This is a genomic window from Mycobacterium sp., assembly GCF_035570115.1.
Lineage (GTDB): Bacteria > Actinomycetota > Actinomycetes > Mycobacteriales > Mycobacteriaceae > Mycobacterium.
The window spans coordinates 1-24,527 of record NZ_DATMLH010000273.1 but is presented as its reverse complement, the minus strand read 5'-3'; the positions used below and the strand labels follow the sequence as shown (position 1 = coordinate 24,527).

The following is a 24,527-nucleotide window of genomic DNA, read 5'->3' as shown; positions in this document are numbered from 1 at the left end:
AGCGAAGCGATGAGGAGGAGCGGCGTGATGGCCGCGCCGGCGACGATGCAGAGCGAAGCGATGAGGAGGAGCGGCGTGATGGCCACGCCGGCGACGATGCAGAGCGAAGCGACGAGGTAATGGCATTCGGTAGACGCAAATCCAAAGACGAGCCGACCGACGAATCGGAAGTCCGGCAAGTTCCGGAAGTCCCGGAGGTCGCCGCCGCACCCCCGGAATCGGCAAGGTCGGTCGGGAACGCGGTCGCCGACGACTCGGAGGGGCCGTTCGACATCGAGGATTTTGACGACGCCGCGGCCGCTGAGGAGGGTCGCCTCGATCTCGGTTCGGTGCTGCTGCCGATGCCGGCCTCGGCCCAGCTGCAAGTCGAGCTGACCGAGACGGGCATCCCCAGCGCGGTATGGGTGGTGACACCCAACGGTCGCTTCACCGTCGCTGCCTACGCGGCGCCCAAGACCGGCGGTTTGTGGCGCGAGGTGGCCAGCGAGCTGGCCGACTCGCTGCGTAAGGACGGGGCCGCGGTGAGCATCCAGGACGGTCAGTGGGGCCGGGAGGTGGTTGGCACCGCGACCGGCGTGGTGCGGTTCATCGGGGTCGACGGCTACCGCTGGATGATTCGCTGCGTCGTGAACGCCTCGGCCGAGACCATCGATGCGTTGACCGACGAAGCCCGGGAAGCGTTGGTAGACACCGTGGTTCGTCGTGGAGACACTCCTCTACCGGTTCGGACGCCATTGCCGGTGCAGCTGCCCGAGCCGATGGCCTCACAGCTGCGCGAGGCCGCTGCGCAGGGTGCGCCGGAGGGTCAGGCGGTCGCGCCGCCGGACCCTAACGTTGGGGGGGAAGAAGAGGGGCCGTCCGACTCCCCAGCGCCGACAGCGCGCCGTAGCGCCGCCGGGTCGGCGATGCAGCAGTTGCGCAGCACCACCGGCGGCTAAAGGTCGCCCAACGCCGCCAGACACGCGGCGCCGAGTGCCGCGGGATCGGCGCCGATCTGATCCAGCGTCACCGAGCGCAACGCTGCGTGCGGCGCCGCGGCCGCCCACTCCAGCCCGACGTCGAGCGGGTGTATCGGGTCGTCGGTCGCGGCGGCAACGCCCATCGGCACCGCCAGCTGCTGCAGCTGTTTGCGGGTGGGAGCAACGTAGGTCGCCGCTTCCTCCATGGCGTCGGGTAAATGCGGCCACTGGCTGCGCCATGACCGGGTCAGCTCCTCGGCCAACCACGGTGGGCTGGACGCCTGCATCTGCGCGGTCGTTGCGGCCAAACCGTCGTGCCGCAGCTGGTCCGCGGAGTGCCGGGCCGCAATGGCGGCGGGAGCATCGCCGGGCGGGCCGGTCCAGGCCGGCAGCGCGGCCAACACTGCCACCGCGCGATCGGGATGCTGTAGCGCCCAGGCCGCGGCCACCGCGGCCCCGATCGAAACGCCGCCGACCGCGATCGGACCGCGGCGCGCCGCGTCGTCCAAAGCCGTCAGGTAGCCGGCGATCAAGTGGCGTGGCTGCGGTGGCGGGGCCAGAATCCCCGCGCCGGCATCGTGTAGCGGCCCCGAGAATGCCCGAGTGACGTAGTCGTTGTCGGACCCCGTGCCCGGCAGCATCACGACCGTCGCCCCGCCCAGGTTCATAGCCACCCCTAGATACTGCCCGGGCGCTATCCGGCTATCCGCAAAAGGCACGGGAACTAACGGGTCTACGGTTTCCGTTGGCGTGAGAGGATCGACTTCCACCGGTGCAAGGTGGATTTACAGGACGGTCAGGAGTTGTCATGGCGGCGAAAGGTTATCTGCGCCGGCTGACTCGTCGGTTGACGGAGGACCCCGAGCAGCGCGACGTCGAGGAATTGTCCGACGAGGCAGTCAATACCGGGGCGCAGCGAGCCATCGACTGTGAGCGAGGCCAGGAGGTCACCATGGTCGGAACGCTGCGCTGCGTGGACACCAACGCCAAGGGTTGCCCCGGCGGGGTGCGCGCCGAGCTGTTCGACGGCACCGACACCGTGACGCTGGTGTGGTTGGGGCAACGCAGGATTCCCGGCATCGACTCGGGCCGCACGCTGCGAGTCCAGGGCCGGCTCGGCAGGCTGGAAAACGGCACCAAAGCGATTTACAACCCGCACTACGAAATTCAGCGGTGAAGCGCCGAGTGAACGGTGCAACAGACGCCAGTGACATGACGCCGGCAGCCGAGAGCGAAGGGCGGTCCGAGGCTGCACAGCCCACCCCGGCCGAGCGGGTGATGGCACAGCTGGGCGGCGTGTCCGGGATGATCTATTCCTCGCTGCCGGTGCTGGTCTTCGTCGGCACCTCGAGGCTGCTTGGCTTGGCGGCGGCGGTCGGCGCCGCCCTCGGCATCGCCACGCTCATCCTGCTGTGGCGGCTGATCCGGCGCGAGTCCGTGCAGCCGGCGGTGTCGGGACTCATCGGCGTCGTGGTCTGCGCGCTGATCGCGTACATGCTGGGGCAGTCCAAAGGTTACTTTCTGCTGGGCATCTGGACGTCGCTGTTGTGGGCGGCGGTATTCGCGGTCTCCATCCTGATCCGCCGGCCAGTTGTCGGCTACATCTGGAGCTGGCTGGGCGGGCACGATCGGGCCTGGCGCGACGTCCGCCGCGCGGTCTACGCCTTCGATATCGCCACGCTCACCTGGGTGCTGGTCTTCGGCGCACGCTTCGTGGTGCAGCGAGTGCTCTACGACTCCGACCACACGGGCTGGCTCGTGGTGGCACGGATCGCGATGGGGTGGCCGCTGACCGCGGCGGCGGCGTTGGTGACCTACCTGGCGATCAGGGTGGCGCAGCGCGCTCTGGAGGCGACCAGCACCGTTACTGCAGCGGCAACAACAGCTGGCGCAGCTCTTCCTCCACCTCGGTGACCGCCACAAACAGCAGCTCGTCGCCACCCTCCAGCGGCTCGTCGTCCTGCGGCACGATGACCCTGGTCCCACGCAGGATTGTCACCAGCGCGGCATCCCGCGGCAGCTGTAACTTCCGCACCGCCTTGCCGCCCCACGGCGTGTCGTCAGGCAGCGTGATCTCGAGCAGGTTGGCCTGACCGTTCCGGAACTCCATCAGCCGCACCAGGTCTCCGACCGCGACGGCCTCCTCGATCAAAGAACACAACATCCGCGGGGTGGACACCGCCACATCGACGCCCCAGGCGTCGGTGAACAGCCATTCGTTGCGGGGATCGTTGACCCGGGCCACCACGCGGGGCACTGCGAACTCCGTCTTGGCCAGCAAGCTGAGCACCACGTTCGCCTTGTCGTCGCCGGTGGCGGCCACCACGACGTCGAATTCCTCCAGGCGTATCGACTGCAGCACGCTCATCTCGCAGGCGTCGCCGAGTTGCCAGCGCGCGCCCTTGATGGCGTCGACGTCGATGTGCTCGGGGTTGCGGTCGATCAGTGACACGTCGTGACCGTTGTCCAGGAGTTCGCGGGTGACCGAGCGGCCGACCGCCCCGGCTCCGGCGACAGCTACCTTCATGACCGCCACTCCACAATCCCGGCTAGGGGGTCTTTATCGTCGTCGGCGCGTTTCATCGGCTAAAGGTCCTCTCCGGGAGGCAATGCCGCGATCGCCAATGCCTCAGCTACACGGCCTGATATGGCGGCGACATAGACCTGATCGCCGGCCTGGATGACCGTCTTCGGCTCGGGTAGCACGCCGGTACCGAATCGAATCAAGAACGCCACTCTTGCGCCGGTGGCCGTCTCCAGATCGGTGGCCCGGCGGCCCACCCAGTCCTCGTGCAGCGCGACCTCGGCCACGGCGACGGTCCCGGTCGGGTCCCGCCACTTGGTGGTCTCGGTATCCCGGGTGAGCGCGTTGAGCAACCGATCGGTCGTCCACGGCACGGTGGCGATCGTGGGAATGCCCAGGCGTTCATAAACCTGGGCACGTTTGGCGTCGTAGATGCGCGCCACAACCCGCGGCACACGGAAGATTTCCCGAGCCAGCCGGGCTGAAATAATGTTCGAGTTATCGCCGGATGACACCGCGGCGAACGCATCGGCCTCCTCGATACCGGACCTGAGCAGCACGTCTCGGTCGAATCCGACACCGTGCACACGCTCACCGGAGAAGTCCGGGCTCAGCCGACCAAACGCCTTGCTGTCACTGTCGATGACCGCCACGTGGTGGCCGAGCCGAGACAACCCGTCGGCCACCGACGACCCCACCCGACCGCACCCCATCACAACCACTCGCACTTGCGGGTCCTCTCGGCGCGCGTGTTACTTGTCAGGCCCCACCGCTGTCAAGAGAACCGTACCGGCAGTCCCGGGTGCGCTTACTCTTGGCTCTCGTGTCCAAACTTTCGACTGCGGCGCGTCGGCTGGTTTTGGGCCGGCCGTTTCGCAGCGATCGGCTGAGCCACACTCTGCTGCCCAAGCGGATCGCCTTGCCGGTGTTCGCCTCCGATGCATTGTCCTCGGTGGCTTACGCCCCCGAGGAGGTCTTCCTGATGCTCTCGGTGGCCGGTTTGGCGGCGTACTCGTTGGCACCGTGGATCGGGCTGGCGGTGGCCGCGGTGATGCTGGTCGTGGTGGCCAGCTACCGGCAGAACGTGCATGCCTACCCCTCCGGCGGCGGCGACTACGAGGTGGTCACCACCAACCTGGGTCCCAATGCCGGCCTCACGGTGGCAAGTGCTCTGATGGTGGATTATGTTCTCACGGTGGCTGTTTCGACGGCATCGGCCATGTCGAACATCGGGTCCGCCGTCCCGTTCGTCGCCGACCACAAGGTGCTGTTCTGCGTGAGCGCGATCCTGCTGGTGATGGCGCTGAACCTGCGCGGTGTGCGCGAATCCGGGGTGGCCTTCGCCGTCCCCACCTATGCGTTCATCGTCGGCGTAGCCGCCATGCTCGGCTGGGGGTTGTTCCAGATTTACGTGCTGGGCGAGCCGCTACGGGCCGAGTCCGCCGGCTTCGTGATGCATGCCGAGCGCAGCGAGATCACAGGCTTCGCGTTGGTGTTCCTGGTCGCGCGGTCGTTCTCATCGGGCTGCGCGGCGCTCACCGGTGTGGAGGCGATCAGCAACGGGGTGCCGGCATTTCGAAAACCTAAGTCGCGCAACGCGGCAACGACGCTGCTACTGCTGGGCACGATCGCGGTGAGCCTGTTGATGGGCATCATCTTGCTGGCCAAGGAGACCGGGGTCCAGATCGTCGACGATCCCGCCACGCAACTGGCCGGCATCCCGCGCGACTATCAACAGAAGACTCTCGTCACTCAGATCGCGCACGCGGTCTTCGGCAACTTCCAGATCGGGTTCCTGCTGATCGCCGTGGTGACCGCGCTCATCCTGGTGCTGGCGGCCAACACGGCGTTCAACGGGTTTCCGGTACTGGGCTCGGTACTGGCCCAGGACAGTTATCTTCCCCGCCAACTGCACACTCGCGGGGACCGGCTGGCCTTCTCCAACGGCATCGTGTTCCTGGCGGTCGCGGCCCTCGCGGCGATCATCGCTTTCCGGGCGGAGGTCACCGCGCTGATTCAGCTGTACATCGTCGGGGTGTTCATTTCGTTCACGCTGAGCCAAATCGGCATGGTCCGACACTGGACTCGGCTGCTGCGCAATGAAACCGATCCCGCCGTGAGGCAGACGATGCAGCGCTCCCGGGCGGTCAACACCATCGGGTTCGTGGCCACCGGCGCGGTGCTGTTCGTCGTATTGATCACCAAGTTCCTTGCCGGAGCGTGGATCGCTGTTGTCGCCATGACGTTACTTTTCGTGGTGATGAAGATGATCCGCAAGCATTACGACACCGTCACCCGGGAACTGGAGCAACAGGCCACCGACAAAAATGAGGTTGTGTTGCCCAGCCGCAACCACGCCGTGGTGCTGGTGTCGAAGTTGCATCTACCGACACTGCGCGCGCTGGCCTATGCGCGCGCGACGCGGCCCGATGCGCTGGAGGCCGTCACGGTGAGCGTCGACGACGCGGAAACCCGTGCGCTAGTCCGCAGATGGGAAGACAGCGATATCAGCGTGCCGCTGAAGGTCATCGCTTCGCCGTACCGCGAAATCACGCGCCCGATACTGGATTACGTCAAACGCGTAAGCAAGGAATCGCCGCGCAGCGTGGTGACGGTCTTCCTGCCGGAGTATGTCGTGGGCCATTGGTGGGAGCACCTGCTGCACAATCAAAGCGCGCTGCGGCTGAAGGGCCGCTTGCTGTTCATGCCGGGGGTGATGGTGACATCGGTCCCTTGGCAACTTAATTCGTCGGAGCGGCTCAAGGCGATGCATCCGCACGCGGCTCCCGGCGATGCTCGTCGGGGGATTTTCGATTGACACCTGAGTTCACTGCGGGGCTGTCACCCGCGCTGAGGGAATTGACGTTGACGGTCGGGGCGCCGGCCAACGGGGGCAGCTGCGTGGCACGTCACGACGGTCGTGTGGTGTTCGTGCGCTACGCATTGCCCGGCGAGCGGGTGCGGGTGCGGGTCACCGCAGACCGGGGTTCCTATTGGCACGCCGAGGCCGTCGAGGTGATCGAGGCGTCAGACGACCGTAGGACGTCACTATGCGCGATCGCGGGGGTGGACGGCGCCGGGTGTTGCGATCTGGCTTTCGTCGAGCCGGCCGCGGCGCGGGTGCTCAAAGCCGAAGTCGTGTCCAATCAGCTTGGCCGTCTTGGCAATTACCACTGGCATGGGAGCGTCGAACCGCTTTCACCAGTAGGCCCGACCGGTTGGCGAACCCGGGTCCGGCTCGACATCGGCGCTGACGGGCGTGCCGGATTTCACCGCTACCGCAGCGATGAGCTGGTCGCCGATCTCGATTGCGGTCAGCTGCCGGCCGGGATGACCGACGGTGTCGGTTCGACCGAATGGCCGCCCGGCGCGCAACTGCACATCGTCATCGATGACGACGGTCAGCGGCATGTGGTCCGCACGGCGCGACAGGGCCGACGAACCTCGACCGAAGTGGTGGAGGGCAACTACGAAGGCGTACAGCGGGCGGGTCGGTACAGCTGGCAGGTACCGGTGACGGCCTTCTGGCAGGCCCACCGCGACGCGGCACGGACGTACAGCGAACTGGTCAGCGACTGGGCTCAACCGGGCCCAGGCATGACAGCCTGGGATCTCTACGGTGGCGTAGGGGTTTTCGCCGCGGTGCTCGCTGATGCGGTGGGGGAGTCCGGACGGGTGCTGAGCGTCGATAGCTCGCGGGCGGCGTCGCGGGCGGCGCGAGCCACGTTGGCCGATATCCCGCAGGTCAGTGTGCTCACCGATTCGGTGCGGCGGGCACTGGCCGGTGAACGCCGCGGTGCCGATGTGGCCGTGCTCGATCCGCCGCGTGCCGGCGCGGGACGCGACGTGATCGACCTGCTGGCCGCCGCCAAAGTCCCGCGGGTGGTGCACATCGGTTGCGAGGCGGCGTCGTTCGCGCGCGATATCGGCCTGTATTTGCAGCACGGCTATGCGGTCAACGAGATTTCGGTGTTCGACTCGTTCCCGCTGACCCATCACACCGAGTGCATCGCGCTGTTGACGCGCTGACCGGCGGCCTTCGCTCGAAAGTACCTCGCGTAGTTACTCTTTAGGCTCGTCGGCTAACGGTCGACTGAAGATTGGGCGAAGGCTAAGTAAACGCGTACGTCAGTGGATCCGGCAGATCGCCGCAATCAGCGTGGGGCGGTCAGCTCGCCGCCCGGTGCCGGCTCGCCCTACCGAATCTCCGATGAATCGTTCAGCGCCGCGGACAGCAGGCGTGATGCGGTGATCACCCCGTGCAACCTGCCGTCTTTGACCACGGCGACCAGCGGACTTCGGAGACGCGCCATGACCTCGGCCACTTCGATGATGGTGTCGTCGCCGTCGGCCACAGGTATGTGTTGGCGTTGCTTTGGCAGCACATCGCGGATCGTCTTGCCACTGAGCTTCTCTGCGGCGTGGTCGGCCATCGACTCGGTCAAGACGCTGGCCAGGCCGGGATCGTCTTGCACATAGCCGGGCACGATGAATCGGACGACCTGGGAGGCCGGCAGCACGGCGTATGGGGTCTCGGACGTGTCGGTGACGACCACGAGCCCGTTCAGTCGGTGCTCCGCAAGCAAACGGACCGCATCAAGCGCATCTGAATCGATATTTACGACCGGGAACTTCTCGTCGAGATCCTCTGCCCGCACACTGACACCATACGTCCGGCGAGAGCCCTCGGTGAGCCGGATCGGATTCGCCGCAGGGTGCGTCTTTACGACACCTTTACGGCCCGGCCGCTCGTGTGCAGATCTTGAGCCTTGCAAAACCAAAGGCGGTGAAACTTGCGGTGAAGGTCCGGCGAGCTAAGCCAACAGGGAGTAGCGCACCCACAGATAAGCGATGGAGATTACCAGCGAGGTCGCTGTCACTACCGCGCCTTTCCGGGTGAACTCCCCGAACGAAACGGGATTGCCGGCGCGCTGGGCGATCCCCATGACGACGACGTTGGCGCTGGCCCCGACGGCGGTGAGGTTACCGCCCATGACGGTGCCCATTATGAGGGCCCACCACAGCACGCCCTGGCTGTTGAATGCGTGCATTGACGAGGCGAACTGACCGACGATCGGGGTCATCGTGGCGGCGTAGGGAACGTTGTTGACGAACCCGCTGAAGAGAAAAGACACGCCGAGGATCAGCATCGTCGTCCCCCAGGGACTGCCGCCGGTCGCATGGATGGCCGCATGGGCCAACTTATCGATGACGCCGGTTTTTACCAGTGTGCCGACCATCACGAACAGCCCCGCGAAGAACAGCAGTGTCTCCCACTCGACGGCGGACAGGTAGAAGTCACGGCTCAGGCCGGAGATCACGATCAACATACCGGCGCCGGTCATCGCCACCAGTGACGGCTCCATGTGGATCTGCTTGTGCGCGACGAACCCGGCGAACACGAAAACGAGAACAATCGCGCACTGAATCAGCAGCCGGTGATCATGGATCGCCTCGCGCTCGTCGAGTGACATGACGTCGGCGATTCGCTCGTCATCGACGGTGAAAGCGCCAGGGAACAAGACGGGCAGTAGCACCACCAGGGCGCCCAGAACGATGATCACCACTGGCGTCATGTGGACCAGGAAGGAAACGAAACTCAGGTCGGCTCCGGTGCCGATGATCATTGAGGTCGGATCACCAACCAGCGTCGCGGCGCCTCCGATGTTGGCGGCGAACGCCTCGACGATGAGGAATGGCGCAGGATTGACCGCCAGCCGCTCGCACACCAGCAGGGTGACCGGTGCGATCAGCAAGACCGTCGTGACGTTGTCCAGGAAGGCCGATCCGACAGCGGTGACCAGCAACAGCAGGATCATGATCCGCAGCGGGGAGCCTTTAGCCCGCTTGGCCGACCAGATCGCCACGTATTCGAACACGCCGGTCTGGCGCACCACGCTGACGATGATCATCATCCCCAGCAGCAGAAAGATGACGTCCCAGTTGATCCCGGTGTCTTCCGAATACCAGACTTCGTGAGAGTTGATCGCCGGCAAGAAGAACATGGCCGTCGCGCCGCCCAGCGCCACCAGCGTCTTGTTCAGACGCTCGGTTGCGATCAACACGAAAGCGACCACGAATACCGTGCTCGCGTAAATCGCGTGAAAGGCGCTCAAGATTTCAGTGCCGCGGCCAGCAGGTGGGATGCGGTGATCACGCCATGCAACTTTCCGTCCTTGGTGACCGCGATCAGCGGACTGCGCAGCCGCGACATCTCCGCGGCCACCTTGGTGATGGTGGCGCGCGCATCGACCGATGGAATGTCGCGCACGTAGTCGGGCAGCACGTCGCCGACCGTCTTGCCCGCCAAATTCTGCACGGCCTGGTCAGGTGTCGGATCGCCGAGGACGCCGGCCAGCGTGAGATCGTCCTGCACGTAACGCGGCAGGATGAATCGCAGGATCGCGAACGCCGGCAGCACCGCGTACGGCTTTCCGGCGGGGTCCGTGACCAGGAGCCCGGGCAGATTATGTTCGGCGATCTTGCGGGCAGCGTCGATAGCGTCGGAGTCGATGGGCACGATCGGGAACTTCTCTTCGAGATCCTCTGCCCGCACACGGACACAATAACGTCCGCGTGACCTGGCGGCCGGGCTAGCTCCAGGCGAAGTAACGCAACCACAGATAACCGACGGAAAGTGCAAAGGAGACCGCGGTCACTACCGCCCCCCTTTTGGTGAAGTCCCAGAAGGAGATGGGATGGCCGGCGCGTTGCGCGATTCCGACCGCGACGATATTCGCGCTGGCTCCCACGGCGGTGAGGTTGCCACCGAGGACGGTGCCCAGTAGCAGGGCCCACCACAGCACACCGGAGCCGGTGTGTGCGGCGGGGATAGATGCGGCCATCTGTCCGACGACCGGTGTCATCGTGGCGGCATACGGAACATTGTTGATGAAGCTGCCCAACGTGAACGACACAGTGAGGATCAACATTGTCGCCGTCCAGGCATCGCCCTGGGTCAGGTGACTGGCCAGATCGGCCAATTCCTTGACGACGCCTGTCTTCACCAGGGCCCCAACCATGATGAACAGACCCGCGAAGAACAGCAGCGACTCCCACTCGACACTGGACAGAAAGACCTCCCGGCTCACGCCGGACATCGCGACCAGGATGCCGGCGCCGGCCATCGCCACCAGCGAAGGCTCCATGTGGATCTGCCTATGCATGACGAATCCGGCGAACACCACGACCAGGACGATTGCGCATTGGATCAGCAGCCGGCGATCGCGGATCGCTTCCCGCTCGTTCAGCGTCATGACATCGGCGACCCGCGCGGGATCGGCGGTAAAGAAGCCTGGAAACAGCCGGCGCAGCAGGATCAGCAGGACGGCGAGGACGATCAGCACCGCCGGCCCCATGTTGGCGGTGAACGTGATGAAGCTCAGGTGGGCTCCGGTGCCGATGATGATGCTGGTCGGGTCGCCGACGAGTGTCGCAGCGCCGGCGATGTTGGCGGCGAGGGCCTCGACGATGAGAAACGGCGCCGGGCTGATATCCAGCCGATCGCACACCAGCAAGGTGACTGGTGCGATCAACAGCACCGTGGTCACGTTGTCCAAAATTGCCGTTCCGAGCGCGGTGACAAGTATCAGCAGGATCATGATCCGCAGCGGGGAACCCTTGGCGCGCTTGGCCGACCAGATCGCCATGTATTCGAACAAGCCGGTCTGGCGGACCACGCTGACGATGATCATCATCCCGAGGAGCAAAAACAGGACATCCCAGTTGACCCCGGTGTCGCGTGCGTAGAAAACTTCGTCGGAATTGATCGACGGCAAAAAGAACATGGCCACCGCGCCGCCCAGTGCCACGAATGTCGGGTTGAGACGCTCGGTGGCGATCAACACGTAGGCGACTACGAACACCGTGGTCGCGTAGACGGCATGAAAGACACTCATCGGCTGCCCTGCCGTTGGGTACGCGCCGGGCCCAGCAGGTGCGACGTAGCGGCGTTCAAGATTCGAGCGCCGCTACCAGTAGGCGTGACGCCGTGATCACGCCGTCCAACATGACGTCCGTGTCCTAAGCGCGGTCTCGCCGACCGTGCACATCATCGCGAACTCCTGAATAGCCCCAAATAACAGGAGAAACCCGAATAGCAGAAAAAGACGCCGACCAGGCTTCCCGGCTCACCCGGGCCTAACCTATCAGGCTTGCCCGGACGGTGCGTGACCTCCGCAGGTCCGCGTCGGGCGAAGTATCTTCGCAGGTCGGCGCTGTGAGTTGGCCGTCGTGCGTACACTGGCGAAATGCTTGAACAGATCCGTGGGCCCGCCGATCTACAGCACCTTTCTCAGGCGGACATGCGGCATCTGGCCAAAGAGATCCGCGAGTTTCTCATTCACAAGGTGGCAGCCACCGGAGGGCATCTGGGGCCCAACCTCGGCGTCGTCGAGCTGACGCTGGCATTGCATCGGGTATTCGACTCGCCACACGATCCGATCATCTTCGACACCGGCCACCAGGCCTACGTACACAAGATGCTGACCGGGCGCGCCGCGGACTTCGAAACGTTGCGCAAAAAGGGTGGCTTGTCGGGTTATCCGTCTCGGGCCGAGAGCGAGCACGACTGGGTTGAGTCGAGCCACGCCAGTGCGGCGTTGTCCTACGCCGACGGGCTGGCCAAGGCGTTCGAGTTGACCGGCCACCGTAACCGGCACGTCGTGGCGGTCGTGGGCGACGGCGCCCTCACCGGCGGCATGTGTTGGGAGGCACTGAATAACATCGCCGCCGCGCATCGACCGGTGATCATCGTCGTCAACGACAACGGCCGCAGCTATGCACCGACGTTCGGCGGTTTCGCCAACCATCTGGCCGCCCTTCGGCTGCAGCCCAGCTACGAGCACCTCTTGGAGCGTGGCCGTTCCGCGGTGCGCGGCATGCCGGTCGTCGGCGAATTGGCTTACCAGTTCATGCACAGCGTCAAAGCCGGTGTGAAGGACGCACTTTCGCCGCAGTTGCTGTTCACCGACCTCGGGCTGAAGTACGTCGGGCCGGTCGACGGCCACGACGAGCATGCCGTGGAGACCGCGCTGCGCAGCGCCCGCGGATTCCGTGGCCCGGTGCTGGTACACGTCGTCACCCACAAGGGCATGGGCTACGGCCCGGCCGAGGCCGACGAGGCCGAGCAGATGCATTCCTGTGGGGTAATCGACCCGGCGACCGGGATTGCCACCAAGATCCCGGGACCGAGCTGGACGGCGACATTCTCCGAGTCGCTGATCGAATATGCGACCAAGCGCCGCGACATCGTCGCGATCACCGCTGCTATGCCCGGGCCCACCGGACTGACCGCATTCGGTGAGCGCTTCCCGGGTCGGTTGTTCGACGTCGGCATTGCTGAGCAGCACGCGATGACGTCGGCGGCCGGATTGGCCATGGGTGGACTGCACCCGGTGGTGGCGATCTATTCGACCTTCCTCAACCGCGGATTCGACCAAATCATGATGGACGTGGCACTGCATCGGCTGCCGGTCACCATGGTGCTCGACCGGGCCGGGATCACCGGCCCGGACGGTGCGAGCCACAACGGCATGTGGGATCTGTCGATGCTGGGCATCGTCCCCGGTATGCGGGTTGCCGCGCCCAGGGACGGCACAAGACTGCATGAGGAGCTCGGTGAGGCGCTCGACGTCGACGACGGTCCCACGGCGATCAGATTCCCGAAAGGTGATGTCGGCGAAGATATTCCGGCACTTCAGCGGCGCTCCGGCGTAGACGTGCTCGCGGTGCCCGTCGATGGGCTGACCAGCGATGTGCTGCTGGTAGCGGTCGGGGCGTTTGCGTCGATGGGCCTGGCGGTGGCCGAGCGGCTACGCAACCAGGGCATTGGCGTGACCGTGATCGACCCGCGGTGGGTGTTGCCGGTTTCTGACGTGGTGGCCGAATTGGCGCCTACGCACAAGCTGGTCGTCACGATGGAAGACAACGGCGTCAACGGCGGTGTCGGTTCGGCCGTGTCAGCGGCGTTGCGGCGCGCGGAGATCGACGTGCCCTGCCGCGATGTCGGACTGCCGCAACGATTCTTCGATCACGCGTCGCGCGGCGAGGTGCTCGCCGAGGCCGGTCTGACCGAGCAGGACGTGGCCCGGCAGATCACCGGATGGGTGGCCGCACTGGGCAGCCTGGGTAACGGCGTTGAATCGTCGGCGGAGATCAGCGAACACCTGGACTAGGTTCGCCCAGCGTCTGCTCGGCACCACTAGGCCAACGCTGCGGCCAGTACCGGGACCACCAGCTCACGCTGCCAACCACGGGCCTGTCCGGCAGTCAGGAACTCGTCAACCACCGCCGCCCGATCCTCGACGTCCTCCCAATCCCAGCAGAGCCGCCGCACCAGGTCGGGCGAAACCAGATTCTCGGTTGGCACCGAGATCTGTTGGGAGAGTTCGCGTAGCGCGGCGCGGGCCGCGTCCAGTCTCGCTGCGGCCTCCGGTCTGCGCTTGGGCCAGCGTGCCGGCGCGGGCGGCCCGTTGGGCGGCTCGGCCTCCTCCGCAGGACCGGAGTTCGCCCGCGCTGATTCCAGGGCCGCCAACCACGTCGCGGCGCCACGGCGCTGCCTGCGACCGCCGAATATCGGCAGGGCAAGCAGGTCGTCAAGGGTCTTCGGATCGGCAGTGGCGGCATCGATGATCGCCGAGTCGGGCAAGATCCGCCCCGGTGCGATATCGCGGCGTTGGGCGATTTCGTCGCGCGCTGTCCACAATTCACGAACCGCGGCCAGGCCACGCTGGCTGCGCACCCGGTGGATACCGGATGTGCGTCGCCAGCGATCCCGTCGCGTCGGTGGTGGGGCCTGGCCGACGGTCCGTAGATAATCGAATTCCTCTGCGGCCCAATCGGTTTTACCCTGTTCAGCCAGCACCCCTGCGATCGCGTCCCGGAGCTCGATGAGCACTTCCACATCGAGCGCTGCGTAGTTCAGCCACGCCGGCGGTAGCGGACGCTTGGACCAGTCCGCCGCGCCGTGCCCTTTGGCCAAACCCACACCGAGCAGCCGTTGTGCCATGGCCGCCAGGTTGACCCGGTCGAAGCCGACCAACCGTCCGGCCAGCTCGGTGTCGTACAGCGCCGGGGGTCGCATCCCGACCTCGGCCAGACACGGCAGGTCCTGATCGGCTGCGTGCAGAATCCACTCATCCTCCGCGAGCACCTCGGCGACGGGCCGCAGCACGCTCAGCGGGTCGCCGCCGTGGCTGACCGGATCGATCAGCACGGTGCCCGCCCCAGCACGGCGGATCTGAATCAGATAGGCGCGGTTGGAGTAACGGAACCCCGAGGCTCGCTCGGCGTCGACCGCGAACGCTCCATGGCCGCCGGCCAGCAGTTCCGCGGCGGCAGCGATCTCGCGGGCAGTCGTCGAGAGGTCGGGCACACCGTCGGCCGGCTGAAGCAGCGGCGTGACCTCTGGTTCCGTGCTTTCCGGCTGATCGTCTGCCGCTTGAGGCAGCTGGGAAACCATCTCAGACGCGGGACCGCGTGCCCAAATCCGTCACCCCGACCGGCGGCAGCCCCGCGGCATGCTCGAGCACCTCGCAGAACGCCTCGACGTGTGTACCGATGTCCGGGGTGATCGCGGTCCAGGACGCACGCAGCTCCAACTGGTGGGCGCGCGGCGGTCCGGAGATGTCCCCGTAGCGCACCGAGGTGGTGGCGGTGACCGTGCCGCCGAGCGCGGTCACGTGCTCGGCGCGGCTGTCCAGCGCTTCGACCAGCCAGCTCCAGGCCACTTCGGGCAGTAGCGGGTCGACGGCCTCGCTGGAGTCCAGGTCGGCCTGAATGTAGGCGACGAGCCGCATGGTGCCGTCCCAGGCATCGGCCCCATCCGGGTCGTAGAGCAGGATCAGCCGACCGAACGCGTCCCCGTCGGACTGCTCCGGCACAAGGTCGAGCTCCGGACGCTTGACCTCGGCGCCAAGCGCGTAGCTGTACGGCGCGAGACGCTGGGGCGGCCGGATCGGGCCCAGCTCGATCTCCGACCGCACGCTGGCGCCACTCATCGCCTCGACCGCCTCGCGGAACGGGACCGGTTCGGCTGAGCTCACAAGCGCCGCTCCTCCTCATCCTTCCGCGCTGCGCCGATGCAGGCGAAGATCACGACCTCTGACGCTAGACCTATCTGCCAACACGCGGAAAAAGGCGCGCCGTTTCTGCCCGGCGGGGCGGGCGGCAACGCTGAGTTACTCGGAGGAGAACCGCGCCGGCCGCTTCTCCCGGTGGGCGGTCAGACCCTCCCGGACATCAGGCCCGTCGAATCCAAGAAACTCCAGGCCAAGGGCGGTTTCGAAGGCCGGTGCGAACATCCGGTACCAGTGGTTGAGGCTGTGTTTGGTGAAGCGGATCGCCGACTGCGCGCCGTTCGCCAGATCCGCCGCGATGCGGGTCGCGGTGGCGAGCACGTCGTCGTCGTCGACGCACATCGAGACCAGCCCGATCCGCTCTGCTTCCTCGCCGGATAGCGGCGCACAGGTGAGCAGGTAGTACTTGGCCTTGGCCATGCCGACGAGCAGCGGCCAACAGATGGCCGCGTGATCACCCGCGGCCACACCCAGCTTCGTGTGGCCGTCGATGATCTTGGCGGTTCGCCCGGCCACCGAGATGTCCGCGAGCAGCGCCACCACCAGGCCCGCGCCGACCGCCGCGCCGTGAATCGCCGAAATCACCGGCTTGTCGAAGTTGACCATGTTGAGCACCAGATCGCGGGCCTCGCGCATGATGCGCAGCCGGTCGCTGAATTCGCCCATGGTCTCGTCGATCAGGTCGAAGCTGCCCCCGGAGGAGAACGCCTTGCCTTCGCCGCGGACCAAGACGACGCGCACGTCCGGGTCGCGACCGATCGCGGGCCAGATGTCGGCGAGATCGCGGTGCATCTGCGGCCCGACCGAATTGAGCCCGGGAGCATCGAGAACGACGTGCAGCACTCCGTGATCGGCGCGTTCGATTCGCAGGCTGGGAAATTCGTCGTAGCTGACTGAGGGGTGACGAACTGGCATCCCGGCTCCTGACGACACATCGGCTGACGGACTTTACGCACGACGACGTTACGCAGGTCAACCGCAGACCAGGCCGAGACTCCCTGGCGGACCGCTTCAAGCGCTGGTCATGGCAGCATTGATGCTGATGACTACGCGTCGCACGCTTCCCGAATCGCCGTACCTGGCCGCGGCCGCCGGCCGCAAACCCCACCGGGTGCCGGTGTGGTTCATGCGGCAGGCCGGCCGATCGCTGCCCGAATACCGTGCGCTGCGTGCGCAGACCAGCATGATGGCGGCCTGCTTCGACGCCGAGATGATCGCCGAGATCACCCTGCAGCCGATACGCCGTCATGACGTCGACGCCGCGATCCTGTTCTCCGATATCGTGGTCCCGCTGCGGGGTGCCGGGGTCGACGTCGACATCGTCCCCGACGTCGGACCCGTCATCGCGGCGCCGGTGCGCACGGCTGCCGATGTCGATGCACTCAAACCGCTTGAACCGCAACGTGTTCAACCGGTGTCGGAGGCGGTCTCGCTGCTCGTTCAGGCGCTGGGTGATGTTCCGCTGATCGGGTTTGCCGGGGCGCCCTTCACGCTGGCGTCCTACCTGGTCGAGGGCGGCCCGAGCCGTCACCACGCCCGCACCAAGGCGATGATGCTGGCCGAACCGGGCTGCTGGCATGCACTGATGGAGAAGCTGACCGACCTCACCGTCGAGTTTCTGAGGGTTCAACTCGACGCTGGGGTGGATGCGATTCAGGTATTCGACTCGTGGGCCGGCGCGCTGTCGCTTGGCGACTACCGTCGATATGTATTGCCGCACAGCACGCGGGTGTTCGACGCACTGGCCGACCGCGGCGTTGCGATGACACACTTCGGGGTCGGCACCGCCGAACTGCTGGGCGCTATGTCGGCCGCGGGCGCGACGGTGGTCGGCGTTGACTGGCGGACCTCGTTGGTCGACGCCGCGGCCCGAGTCGAGACCGGGACGGCGCTGCAAGGCAACCTCGATCCGGCGGTGCTGCTGGCCGGCTGGCCGGCGGTGGAGCAGGCCGCGCGCGCGGTGGTCGACGACGGTCGACGGGCCATCGACGCCGGCGCGGCCGGGCACATTTTCAACCTCGGGCACGGGGTGTTGCCGGAAACCGATCCCGGTATTCTCACCGATCTGGTGTCTCTGGTGCACTCGCTATGACGTCCAGCGCTCGCTCGTATTGTGTTGTCGGCGGCGGCATCTCGGGCCTGACGGCGGCTTACCGGTTACGGGTGGCCGTCGGTGACGAGGCGAGCATCACGCTGTTCGACCCGGCCGACCGGCTCGGCGGGGTGCTGCGCACCGAGCGCGTCGGCGGGATTCCCATGGACGTCGGCGCCGAGGCGTTCGTGGTACGCCGCCCCGAGATGCCGTCGCTGCTCGACGAACTGGGCCTGGCGAACCGGCAAGTCGGTACCACCGGAGCGCGCCCGCTGATCTACAGCCAGGATCGCCTGCACCCGCTACCATCAGCCACGCTCAACGGCATTCCGTCGTCCGCGGAGTCAATGGCCGGCCTGGTGAACGACGCCACCCTCGCGTGTATCGCTTCCGAGCCGAGTCGTCCGTTTCGCTGGCAGCCCGGCGGCGATCCCGCCGTGGCCGACCTGGTGGCGGACCGGTTCGGTGAGCAGGTGGTGGCGCGGTCGGTGGATCCAATGCTCGGCGGGGTCTACGCGGGATCGGCCGCGACGATCGGACTACGCTCGGCCGCCCCGAGTCTGGCTGCCGTTCTGGATGCCGGCGCCGCCGACCTGACCGACGCGGTCCGCCAGGCGCTGATGAGCGTCACCGCCGGCCCGGTGTTCGGCGCGGTGGGCGGCGGCTACACGGTGCTGGTCGACGAGCTGGTTCTGCGCAGCCGGCTCAATTGGGTACAGGCGGCGGTGGCCGGGATCGAGGCCGAGCGAGCTCCTGAGCGTGGCTGGACGCTGCGCGACGACGCCGGTTCGCGCTGGCGCGCCGACGCGGTGGTCTTAGCCGTCCCGGCTGCCCGCCTGGTCGGGCTCGTCGAGGGCATCGCACCGCGCACCGCCGCTGCGGCCAGCCGCATCGTCAGCGCCTCCTCGGTGGTGGTGGCGCTGGCCGTGCCGCGCGGTATCCGCTTCCCGCAGAATTCGGGCGTGTTGGTCGCCAGCGGAGAACGGTTGCGCGCCAAAGCGATCACGTTGTCGTCGCGGAAGTGGGGACGGCGGACAGACCTGGAGCTACTGCGACTCTCGTTCGGGCGCTTCGGCGATGAGCTGGCCAGCCGGGCGTCCGACGACGAGCTGTTGGCGTGGGCGATACAGGACCTGGGCACCGTTTTCGGGCTGACAGTCGACCCGGTGGATGCTCGCGTGCAGCGCTGGCCGGACGCGATGCCGCAGTACGGGCCCGGCCACCGCGACCTGGTCGCGGAGCTGCGCGCCGGCCTGCCGCCGACGCTCGTCGTGGCGGGTGGTTATCTCGACGGGATCGGGGTGCCGGCGTGTATCGCCGCGGCCGGCCGAGCGGTCACCGGCGCGATCGGGGCGGTCGAAAACCCCGTGGCACGATAGGTCTCATGACCCGCTTGGACTACGATGCGCTCAACGCCACCGTTCGCTATTTGATGTTCTCGGTGTTCTCGGTTCGCCAAGGGGCACTTGGCGCAGAAGGAGAGGCCCGTGGGGCTGTCGTCGATGACACCGCGACCTTCCTCAAACAGCAGGAGGAGCGCGGCGTTGTGGTGCGCGGCCTTTATGACGTCGCCGGCCTGCGTGCAGACGCCGATTTCATGATCTGGACGCACGCCGAAACCGTTGAAGCGCTGCAGGCGACCTACCAGGATTTCCGGCGCACCACCACACTGGGCCAGGCGTGCACGCCAGTGTGGAGCGGTGTCGCGCTGCACCGTCCGGCCGAGTTCAACAAGAGCCACATCCCGGCATTCCTGGCCGGCGAGGAACCGGGTGCCTACATCTGCGTCTACCCGTTCGTGCGGTCCTATGAGTGGTATCTGCTGCCAGACGAGGAGCGCCGCCGCATGCTTGCCGAACACGGCATGGCGGCCCGCGAATACAAGGATGTCCGGGCCAACACCGTGCCTGCGTTCGCGCTGGGCGACTACGAGTGGATCCTGGCCTTCGAGGCCCCTGAACTGCACCGCATCGTCGACCTCATGCGCGAATTGCGAGCCACCGACGCTCGCCGGCACACCCGCGAGGAGACGCCGTTCTTCACCGGGCCGCGGGTGCCGGTCGAGCAGCTGGTGGCGTCGCTGCCATGATCCCGAGCCCGTCTGATCGTTGCATCGTCGATAGTTCACGTTATATCGTTAAGCCATGAATCAGCCAGCACAGGTCGACCCCAGCCGCTTTGAAGAGATGTATCGCGACCAGCGGGTTTCGCACGGCTTGCCGGCCGCCACACCATGGGACATCGGCGGCCCGCAGCCCGTCGTACGGCAACTCGTCGCGCTGGGGGCGATCAAGGGAGAAGTTCTCGACCCGGGCACGGGGCCAGGCCACCACGCCATCTATTACGCGTCGAACGGCTATTCGGCTACCGGCATCGACGCGTCACCGACCGGGCTGGAGCGGGCCAGGGAGAACGCCCGCAGGGCCGGGGTTTCGGTGAACTTTCAGCTAGCGGACGCGACAAAGTTGGATGGTCTGGAGAACCGCTTCGACACGGTCGTCGACAGCGCCTTCTACCACACATTTTCGACCGAGCCGGAGTTGCAGAAGTCGTATGCGCGGGCTTTGCACCGGGCGACTAAGCCCGGAGCGCGGCTGTACATGTTCGAATTCGGCCCCGGTAATGTCAACGGCTTCCAAATGCCACGATCGTTGTCCGAGGACGACTTTCGTAACGTGTTTCCCGATGCCGGCTGGGAGATCACGTATTTGGGGCCGACCACGTACCTGATCAACATGAGCGTGGAAACCCTGGAGATGATGATCGCGCGCAACCCCGAGATGGCCGATCAGGTGACGACGCTTCTGGAGCGATTCCGGATTATCGAGCCGTCGCTGCTCAAGGGTCGGGTCCACGCCCCGTTCTGGGCAATGCACGCCACTCGAGTGGACTAGGCCGGCGCGACGGCGGCGACGAGCCGAACGCTTTATCCTTACCGGATGGGCGAATCAGTGCTTGTCGATCCCACCCGCTACGAGAAGATGTATGCCGATCAGCAAACTTCGCAGGGCTTGCCGGCAGCCACACCGTGGGACATCGGCGGCCCGCAGCCTGTCATAAAGCAACTGGTCGCGCTGGGGGCGATCAAGGGCGAGGTTCTCGACCCGGGTACCGGTCCGGGCCACCACGCCATTTACTACGCGTCGCAGGGCTACGGGGCGACGGGCATCGACTCCTCGCCGAGCGCAATCGAGCTGGCAAAGGAGAACGCGCGCAAAGCTGGGGTGTCGGTGAACTTCCAACTGGGCGACGCGATGACCCTGGAGGGTTTCGAGGGCCGTTTCGATACGGTCGTCGACTGCGCGTTCTATCACCTCTTTTCAGACGTCATGAAGCTCAAGAGGGCCTATGCCCAGGCTTTGCGCAGAGCCACCAAGACCGGAGCGCGGCTTTACATGTTCGAGCACGGCCCGGGCTCGGTCAACGGCTACGGTCCGCCCCGGTCGCTGTCCATCGAAGACTTCCTGCACGTGTTCCCCGACGCCGGTTGGGAGATCACGTATTTGTGGCCGACCACCTATGAGGTCAACGTCAGCGTGCACGCCCTTGAGCAGATGATCGCGCGCAATCCCGATAGGGCCGAGGAGTTCACGCCGATGCTGGAGCGGTTTCGGATGTTCGGGTCGTGGCTGCCCAATGGTCGGGCACACACCCCGTTCTGGGAGATGCACGCCACCCGCGTGGACTGAATGCCCGCGAGACTTAAACGGTTGCGCCGCTGCCCGGCGTGTCGTCGCGACTGCTTAAGTGTCGGTGCTCAGGAGCCGGTCGGCACCAAGCGCAGCGAGATCGAGTTGATGCAGTACCGCTGATCCGTCGGAGTCGGATAGCCCTCGCCGGCGAACACATGGCCCAGATGGCTGTGGCAATTGGCGCACAACACCTCGGTACGGGTGGCGCCCATCGAGTGGTCGGGACGCAGGATCACCGCATCCGAGTCCGCAGGGTCGAAGAAAGACGGCCAGCCGCAATGAGATTCGAACTTCTCGGAGCTGCGGAACAGCTCGGTGCCGCACGCCCGGCACTGGTAGACGCCTTCGGTCTTGGTGTCGGTGTACTCACCGGTGAACGGGCGCTCGGTGCCGGCCCGTCGCAGTACGTCGAACTCCTGCGGGTTGAGTTTCTTGCGCCAGTCCTCGTCAGATAGTTGCACCTTAGGACGCGACAAATCGCTAGTCATGCCTCCACGCTAGCGCGCGGCCGCTGAGCCGTCAGCCATGCCGGATCAATCCCGTCCTCCAGGCGGTTTTCGGCCTTGGCGTCCCGATAGCGGAAGTAGAGCACGCTGAACACGACGATCAGCAGAAGCGACCAGCCGTAGGTGATCTTCAGGTAGTCCAGCGGTCGCCCGATGTACATCCAGTGCAGCAGCAGCCACTTGTCCATTGTCAGGAACCCGTAGACGCCCAGCCAGGCGGGCCAATTGCGAATCACCGAATTGGGCAGCACCACCGTCATCAGGAACGGGAACAACATCATCGAGTAGTAGCCCTGGGCCAGTGCCAGCACCAGCCACGACCACAGCAACAACACGCCCGACGACGTGGCGAACCAGAACAGCGGATCACGGGTCCGGTAGTAGCGGTACAGCAGCCACAGGCTGCCAATGGCCAACAGTGTGAACAGGATTCGCAGGAAAAGGATCAACCAGGTCGGCAGGCCGAAGTAGACGCCGTTGCCTTCGATCGAGCTGTTGAAGTAGTCGCGAACGCCCAGCGTGTAGGGCAGGGTGCGGGTGAAGAAGTCCATCGGGTGCACGACCAGGGGCAGCGCGGCCAGGTTGAACGCCACCGGCACCACGATGGCCGCCAGCACGGCGCGCCACTGACGGTTCAGCAGCGGCAGCAGCAGCAGGGGTCCCAACACTGGTTTGACTACCAGCGTCAGCCCGATCGCGATACCGGCCCACCACTGATGTCCGACGCCGTTCGTTTTGGAGTCGTCGAGCAGCCACCGCATGAACAGCACCTCAAGTAGCAGGATGACGCCGTTGATGTTGGTGAAAACCAGTGTGCTCGTGACGGATTCGGTGCAGAACATCGCCAGCAGCAAGGCCGGGGCCGCCACCGAGGTCAGGCTGAACTTGAACATCCGCAGCAGCACGTACCCGGCCAGCACGATGGCGGCGCCGTTGACGGCGACGAACAAGTAGCGCGACTCCGCGAAGGGCAGATAACCGAACGGCGCCATGATCAGCGTGCCGCCGGGCGGATACAGGTAGTGCGGGTCGACGTAGTCGAAATGCTCGTTGTAGATGTCCCAGCCGTGCCGGAAGTTCGACAGCGCGCGGTAGACCGGCTTGAAGTCGTCGGTGATGTTGCCGTTGGCGGGCAGCACGATGGTGCGGTGGATCACCGCCATGATGGCCAACGGCCACAGAATCGAACGCAGCACGGTCGCAGTGCCCGGGGCGGCGGTGCGGGGGGCAAATATGGCCTGCGTCCAGTCGCGCAGACCGCTACGAGGGGATTCAACTGCCGTCACGAGCGCACCCTATACGGGCCGAAGGATCAGGCAGGACAGTAGGTGTCGGTGGCGGGCAAGTTGCCGGTGTCGAGGTAGCCGAGCAGCGGAGGAACCGCGCACGCCGAGTAGATGCTTGCGCCGTGGCCGATGCCCTGCCACATCACCCGCTTGCTGGCTGCGGTCGCGTTGATGATGGTGGCGGCGGTGGCCGAGACGCCTTCCTCCCCGACGATCGGGTCGCTCTGCACGCCCATCAGCAGCACGTTGACCTTGAGAATTTTCGGTGCTTGCGGCGGCTGGGTGCTCGGCCACGAGACGCACTTGACCAGGTTGAGCGCGCCGACGGTGCCGAACTCGGGGTAGAGCTTGGCCCAGGCCACCACCAACTCGCGGATGCGGTCGGGCGTGGGCCGGTTCACCGCGTCGCTGCAGGAGTTGACGAATTGTCCGTCGGTGCCGGTGGTGCCCTGCGCCCGGTTGATCAGGCTGGTCAGCAGGTTGGTGTCACCGGAACGGGCGCTGTTCAGCGCGGCCGCCAAGTCATTGGTGGTGCCGACCCGGTCACCGGTGGGGTAGCCCAGCGCGATGCTGATGGCTCTGGCAATCGAGGCCACCGACGCACCCGCCGGACCATGGCCGGCGCGGGCGTCGGCCAGCATCGAGCTCACGGCGGCTTTCGGGTCGGGGCCCAGCGGGCAGTTCACCGCCGCGCATTGGGCGGCGAACGCGTCCAGCGCCGCCTCCTGACCCTTGACCTTCTGCTCGGCCGCGGCCTCGGCGCCCACACCGAGCGCCACCGGCGAGTCGAGCACCAGCCTGGCGACCCGGTCCGGGTGCGCGCTGGCGTAGGACAGCGCCACCTGGGCGCCGTTTCCGATGCCGATCAGCGCCAGCGCGGGCACGTCCCAGGTGCTGCGCAGACGTTCGATATCGGTGGCGGCATGGGTGTTGTCGTAGGCGGAGTCGCCGGGAGCGATGGTGTCGGTGCAGCTGGTGGTGGCGTTTTGCACGATGTCGGCGAGATTGGCGACGGGATCGTTGCCCGCCTGGAACTGCGCCTGGTCGTGGATTTCCTGGCGGTCGAACTGGTCGAGGCAGTCGATCGGGCTCGATGAGCCCATGCCGCGCCGGTCGATGGCCACGATGGGGTGTTTTTGCAGCACGTCGCCGCCGGCGCGGGCCAGCCACACCGGCAGTTGCAGCGACGACGGCAGGTCCGAACCGGTGGTGAAGACCAGCGGGCCGGCGTCGGCGGGGGTCTGGGCCGCGCGGGCCCGCATCACACCGATGCTCAGTGTGCCGGCCGCGCCGTTGACCGGATCGAGATCCGCGTCGTAGCTTGCGCATTCCAGCTTGACGCCCACCGGCGCGGGGACCGCGGCGTCGCTGAATCCCCGCACGGTGCAGTC

General features: G+C 66.1%; 23 protein-coding genes and 1 pseudogene. 11 read left to right on the top strand and 13 right to left on the bottom strand.

All coding sequences use genetic code 11. The features are described 5' to 3' along the window. Window positions 1–119: 119 nt before the first annotated feature. Window positions 120–938, top strand: coding sequence for a DUF3710 domain-containing protein (locus VNW74_RS26070; protein WP_325682239.1), 819 nt, complete (start codon window positions 120–122; stop codon window positions 936–938). Here the strand turns inward: VNW74_RS26070 and VNW74_RS26065 are convergent. Continuing rightward, entirely contained in the window at window positions 935–1,627 is a 693-nt protein-coding gene (locus VNW74_RS26065) for an alpha/beta hydrolase (protein ID WP_414686778.1), read from the bottom strand. The two genes, VNW74_RS26070 and VNW74_RS26065, sit on opposite strands and share 4 nt — an antisense overlap. 140 nt (window positions 1,628–1,767) lie before the next feature. On the opposite strand from VNW74_RS26065, the gene VNW74_RS26060 reads away from it, so the two are divergent. Together VNW74_RS26060 and VNW74_RS26055 are read left to right on the top strand one after the other, a co-directional pair. Beyond that, the gene (locus VNW74_RS26060; RefSeq protein WP_325682219.1) at window positions 1,768–2,136 is read left to right on the top strand and encodes an OB-fold nucleic acid binding domain-containing protein; all 369 of its coding nucleotides are present in this window, start codon (window positions 1,768–1,770) and stop codon (window positions 2,134–2,136) included. A gap of 101 nt (window positions 2,137–2,237) precedes the next feature. Then, window positions 2,238–2,873: a DUF3159 domain-containing protein gene (locus VNW74_RS26055; RefSeq protein WP_414686777.1), complete on the top strand. Its 636-nt coding sequence runs from the start codon at window positions 2,238–2,240 to the stop codon at window positions 2,871–2,873. Here VNW74_RS26055 and VNW74_RS26050 read toward each other — a convergent pair. Both VNW74_RS26050 and VNW74_RS26045 read right to left on the bottom strand, forming a co-directional pair. Continuing rightward, window positions 2,824–3,486 carry a TrkA family potassium uptake protein gene (locus VNW74_RS26050; RefSeq protein ID WP_325682217.1) on the bottom strand — a complete coding sequence of 221 codons (663 nt, stop codon included), beginning with the start codon at window positions 3,484–3,486 and terminating at the stop codon, window positions 2,824–2,826. The two genes, VNW74_RS26055 and VNW74_RS26050, sit on opposite strands and share 50 nt — an antisense overlap. A 59-nt stretch (window positions 3,487–3,545) precedes the next feature. Beyond that, the gene (locus tag VNW74_RS26045; protein ID WP_325682215.1) at window positions 3,546–4,211 is read right to left on the bottom strand and encodes a TrkA family potassium uptake protein; all 666 of its coding nucleotides are present in this window, start codon (window positions 4,209–4,211) and stop codon (window positions 3,546–3,548) included. 95 nt (window positions 4,212–4,306) lie between these two features. Here VNW74_RS26045 and VNW74_RS26040 point away from each other — a divergent pair, with 95 nt between their 5' ends. Together VNW74_RS26040 and VNW74_RS26035 are read left to right on the top strand one after the other, a co-directional pair. After that, window positions 4,307–6,301: an APC family permease gene (locus tag VNW74_RS26040; protein WP_325682213.1), complete on the top strand. Its 1,995-nt coding sequence runs from the start codon at window positions 4,307–4,309 to the stop codon at window positions 6,299–6,301. A 20-nt stretch (window positions 6,302–6,321) separates the two neighbouring features. Beyond that, on the top strand, window positions 6,322–7,512 hold the full coding sequence (locus tag VNW74_RS26035) for a class I SAM-dependent RNA methyltransferase (protein WP_325682235.1): 1,191 nt from the start codon (window positions 6,322–6,324) through the stop codon (window positions 7,510–7,512). A 167-nt stretch (window positions 7,513–7,679) separates the two neighbouring features. Here the strand turns inward: VNW74_RS26035 and VNW74_RS26030 are convergent, their stop codons facing one another. From VNW74_RS26030 to VNW74_RS26015, 4 genes are all read right to left on the bottom strand, one after another. Further along, on the bottom strand, window positions 7,680–8,141 hold the full coding sequence (locus VNW74_RS26030; RefSeq protein WP_325682211.1) for a CBS domain-containing protein: 462 nt from the start codon (window positions 8,139–8,141) through the stop codon (window positions 7,680–7,682). Window positions 8,142–8,297: 156 nt separating this feature from the next. Further along, complete coding sequence (locus VNW74_RS26025) at window positions 8,298–9,599, bottom strand: ArsB/NhaD family transporter (protein ID WP_325682209.1); 1,302 nt, start codon at window positions 9,597–9,599, stop codon at window positions 8,298–8,300. Next, entirely contained in the window at window positions 9,596–10,039 is a 444-nt protein-coding gene (locus VNW74_RS26020; protein WP_325682207.1) for a CBS domain-containing protein, read from the bottom strand. Before VNW74_RS26020 ends, VNW74_RS26025 begins: the two co-directional genes overlap by 4 nt. 37 nt (window positions 10,040–10,076) lie before the next feature. Then, a complete protein-coding gene (locus VNW74_RS26015) occupies window positions 10,077–11,381 on the bottom strand; it encodes an ArsB/NhaD family transporter (RefSeq protein ID WP_325682205.1) in 1,305 nt (434 codons plus the stop codon). Between the two features lie 351 nt (window positions 11,382–11,732). Here VNW74_RS26015 and dxs point away from each other — a divergent pair, with 351 nt between their 5' ends. Continuing rightward, complete coding sequence (dxs, locus tag VNW74_RS26010) at window positions 11,733–13,658, top strand: 1-deoxy-D-xylulose-5-phosphate synthase (protein ID WP_325682204.1); 1,926 nt, start codon at window positions 11,733–11,735, stop codon at window positions 13,656–13,658. Between the two features lie 26 nt (window positions 13,659–13,684). On the opposite strand, the gene VNW74_RS26005 is transcribed toward dxs, so the two are convergent. The 3 genes and pseudogenes from VNW74_RS26005 to VNW74_RS25995 all read right to left on the bottom strand — a co-directional run bounded on the left by VNW74_RS26005 (window position 13,685) and on the right by VNW74_RS25995 (window position 16,475). Continuing rightward, the gene (locus VNW74_RS26005) at window positions 13,685–14,944 is read right to left on the bottom strand and encodes a ribonuclease D (RefSeq protein ID WP_325682203.1); all 1,260 of its coding nucleotides are present in this window, start codon (window positions 14,942–14,944) and stop codon (window positions 13,685–13,687) included. Between the two features lies 1 nt (window position 14,945). Beyond that, window positions 14,946–15,580, bottom strand: a pseudogene (locus tag VNW74_RS26000) (DUF3000 domain-containing protein). An 82-nt stretch (window positions 15,581–15,662) separates the two neighbouring features. After that, window positions 15,663–16,475, bottom strand: coding sequence for an enoyl-CoA hydratase/isomerase family protein (locus tag VNW74_RS25995; protein WP_325682201.1), 813 nt, complete (start codon window positions 16,473–16,475; stop codon window positions 15,663–15,665). A gap of 127 nt (window positions 16,476–16,602) precedes the next feature. On the opposite strand from VNW74_RS25995, the gene hemE reads away from it, so the two are divergent. Genes hemE through VNW74_RS25970 form a run of 5 tightly spaced genes read left to right on the top strand, consistent with a single transcriptional unit; the run spans window position 16,603 to window position 21,341 of the window. Next, window positions 16,603–17,652 carry a uroporphyrinogen decarboxylase gene (gene hemE, locus VNW74_RS25990; protein WP_325682199.1) on the top strand — a complete coding sequence of 350 codons (1,050 nt, stop codon included), beginning with the start codon at window positions 16,603–16,605 and terminating at the stop codon, window positions 17,650–17,652. Continuing rightward, window positions 17,649–19,031: a protoporphyrinogen oxidase gene (locus VNW74_RS25985; protein WP_325682197.1), complete on the top strand. Its 1,383-nt coding sequence runs from the start codon at window positions 17,649–17,651 to the stop codon at window positions 19,029–19,031. Before hemE ends, VNW74_RS25985 begins: the two co-directional genes overlap by 4 nt. A 5-nt stretch (window positions 19,032–19,036) precedes the next feature. Next, window positions 19,037–19,741, top strand: coding sequence for a hydrogen peroxide-dependent heme synthase (gene hemQ, locus VNW74_RS25980; protein ID WP_325682196.1), 705 nt, complete (start codon window positions 19,037–19,039; stop codon window positions 19,739–19,741). A gap of 55 nt (window positions 19,742–19,796) precedes the next feature. Further along, entirely contained in the window at window positions 19,797–20,546 is a 750-nt protein-coding gene (locus VNW74_RS25975) for a class I SAM-dependent methyltransferase (protein ID WP_325682194.1), read from the top strand. 45 nt (window positions 20,547–20,591) lie between these two features. Further along, entirely contained in the window at window positions 20,592–21,341 is a 750-nt protein-coding gene (locus tag VNW74_RS25970; protein ID WP_325682193.1) for a class I SAM-dependent methyltransferase, read from the top strand. Window positions 21,342–21,409: 68 nt separating this feature from the next. Here the strand turns inward: VNW74_RS25970 and msrB are convergent, their stop codons facing one another. The 3 genes from msrB to VNW74_RS25955 form a co-directional block, all read right to left on the bottom strand. Beyond that, complete coding sequence (gene msrB, locus VNW74_RS25965; protein ID WP_325682233.1) at window positions 21,410–21,820, bottom strand: peptide-methionine (R)-S-oxide reductase MsrB; 411 nt, start codon at window positions 21,818–21,820, stop codon at window positions 21,410–21,412. Window positions 21,821–21,828: 8 nt separating this feature from the next. Next, window positions 21,829–23,136 (bottom strand): arabinofuranan 3-O-arabinosyltransferase, encoded by a 1,308-nt coding sequence (aftC, locus tag VNW74_RS25960; protein WP_325682192.1) that lies wholly within the window; start codon window positions 23,134–23,136, stop codon window positions 21,829–21,831. Between the two features lie 26 nt (window positions 23,137–23,162). Next, a partial coding sequence (locus VNW74_RS25955) for an alpha/beta hydrolase (protein WP_325682190.1) occupies window positions 23,163–24,527 on the bottom strand: 1,365 nt, incomplete at its 5' end.

Excerpts from the sequence above, each read along its gene's own strand:
- VNW74_RS26070 (WP_325682239.1), top strand. The coding sequence starts at position 120 with ATGGCATTCGGTAGACGCAAATCCAAAGACGAGCCGACCGACGAATCG.
- VNW74_RS26065 (WP_414686778.1), bottom strand. The coding sequence starts at position 1,627 with ATGAACCTGGGCGGGGCGACGGTCGTGATGCTGCCGGGCACGGGGTCC.
- VNW74_RS26060 (WP_325682219.1), top strand. The coding sequence starts at position 1,768 with ATGGCGGCGAAAGGTTATCTGCGCCGGCTGACTCGTCGGTTGACGGAG.
- VNW74_RS26055 (WP_414686777.1), top strand. The coding sequence starts at position 2,238 with ATGGCACAGCTGGGCGGCGTGTCCGGGATGATCTATTCCTCGCTGCCG.
- VNW74_RS26050 (WP_325682217.1), bottom strand. The coding sequence starts at position 3,486 with ATGAAGGTAGCTGTCGCCGGAGCCGGGGCGGTCGGCCGCTCGGTCACC.
- VNW74_RS26015 (WP_325682205.1), bottom strand. The coding sequence starts at position 11,381 with ATGAGTGTCTTTCATGCCGTCTACGCGACCACGGTGTTCGTAGTCGCC.
- dxs (WP_325682204.1), top strand. The coding sequence starts at position 11,733 with ATGCTTGAACAGATCCGTGGGCCCGCCGATCTACAGCACCTTTCTCAG.
- VNW74_RS26005 (WP_325682203.1), bottom strand. The coding sequence starts at position 14,944 with ATGGTTTCCCAGCTGCCTCAAGCGGCAGACGATCAGCCGGAAAGCACG.
- VNW74_RS25995 (WP_325682201.1), bottom strand. The coding sequence starts at position 16,475 with ATGCCAGTTCGTCACCCCTCAGTCAGCTACGACGAATTTCCCAGCCTG.
- hemE (WP_325682199.1), top strand. The coding sequence starts at position 16,603 with ATGACTACGCGTCGCACGCTTCCCGAATCGCCGTACCTGGCCGCGGCC.
- VNW74_RS25985 (WP_325682197.1), top strand. The coding sequence starts at position 17,649 with ATGACGTCCAGCGCTCGCTCGTATTGTGTTGTCGGCGGCGGCATCTCG.
- hemQ (WP_325682196.1), top strand. The coding sequence starts at position 19,037 with ATGACCCGCTTGGACTACGATGCGCTCAACGCCACCGTTCGCTATTTG.
- VNW74_RS25975 (WP_325682194.1), top strand. The coding sequence starts at position 19,797 with ATGAATCAGCCAGCACAGGTCGACCCCAGCCGCTTTGAAGAGATGTAT.
- VNW74_RS25970 (WP_325682193.1), top strand. The coding sequence starts at position 20,592 with ATGGGCGAATCAGTGCTTGTCGATCCCACCCGCTACGAGAAGATGTAT.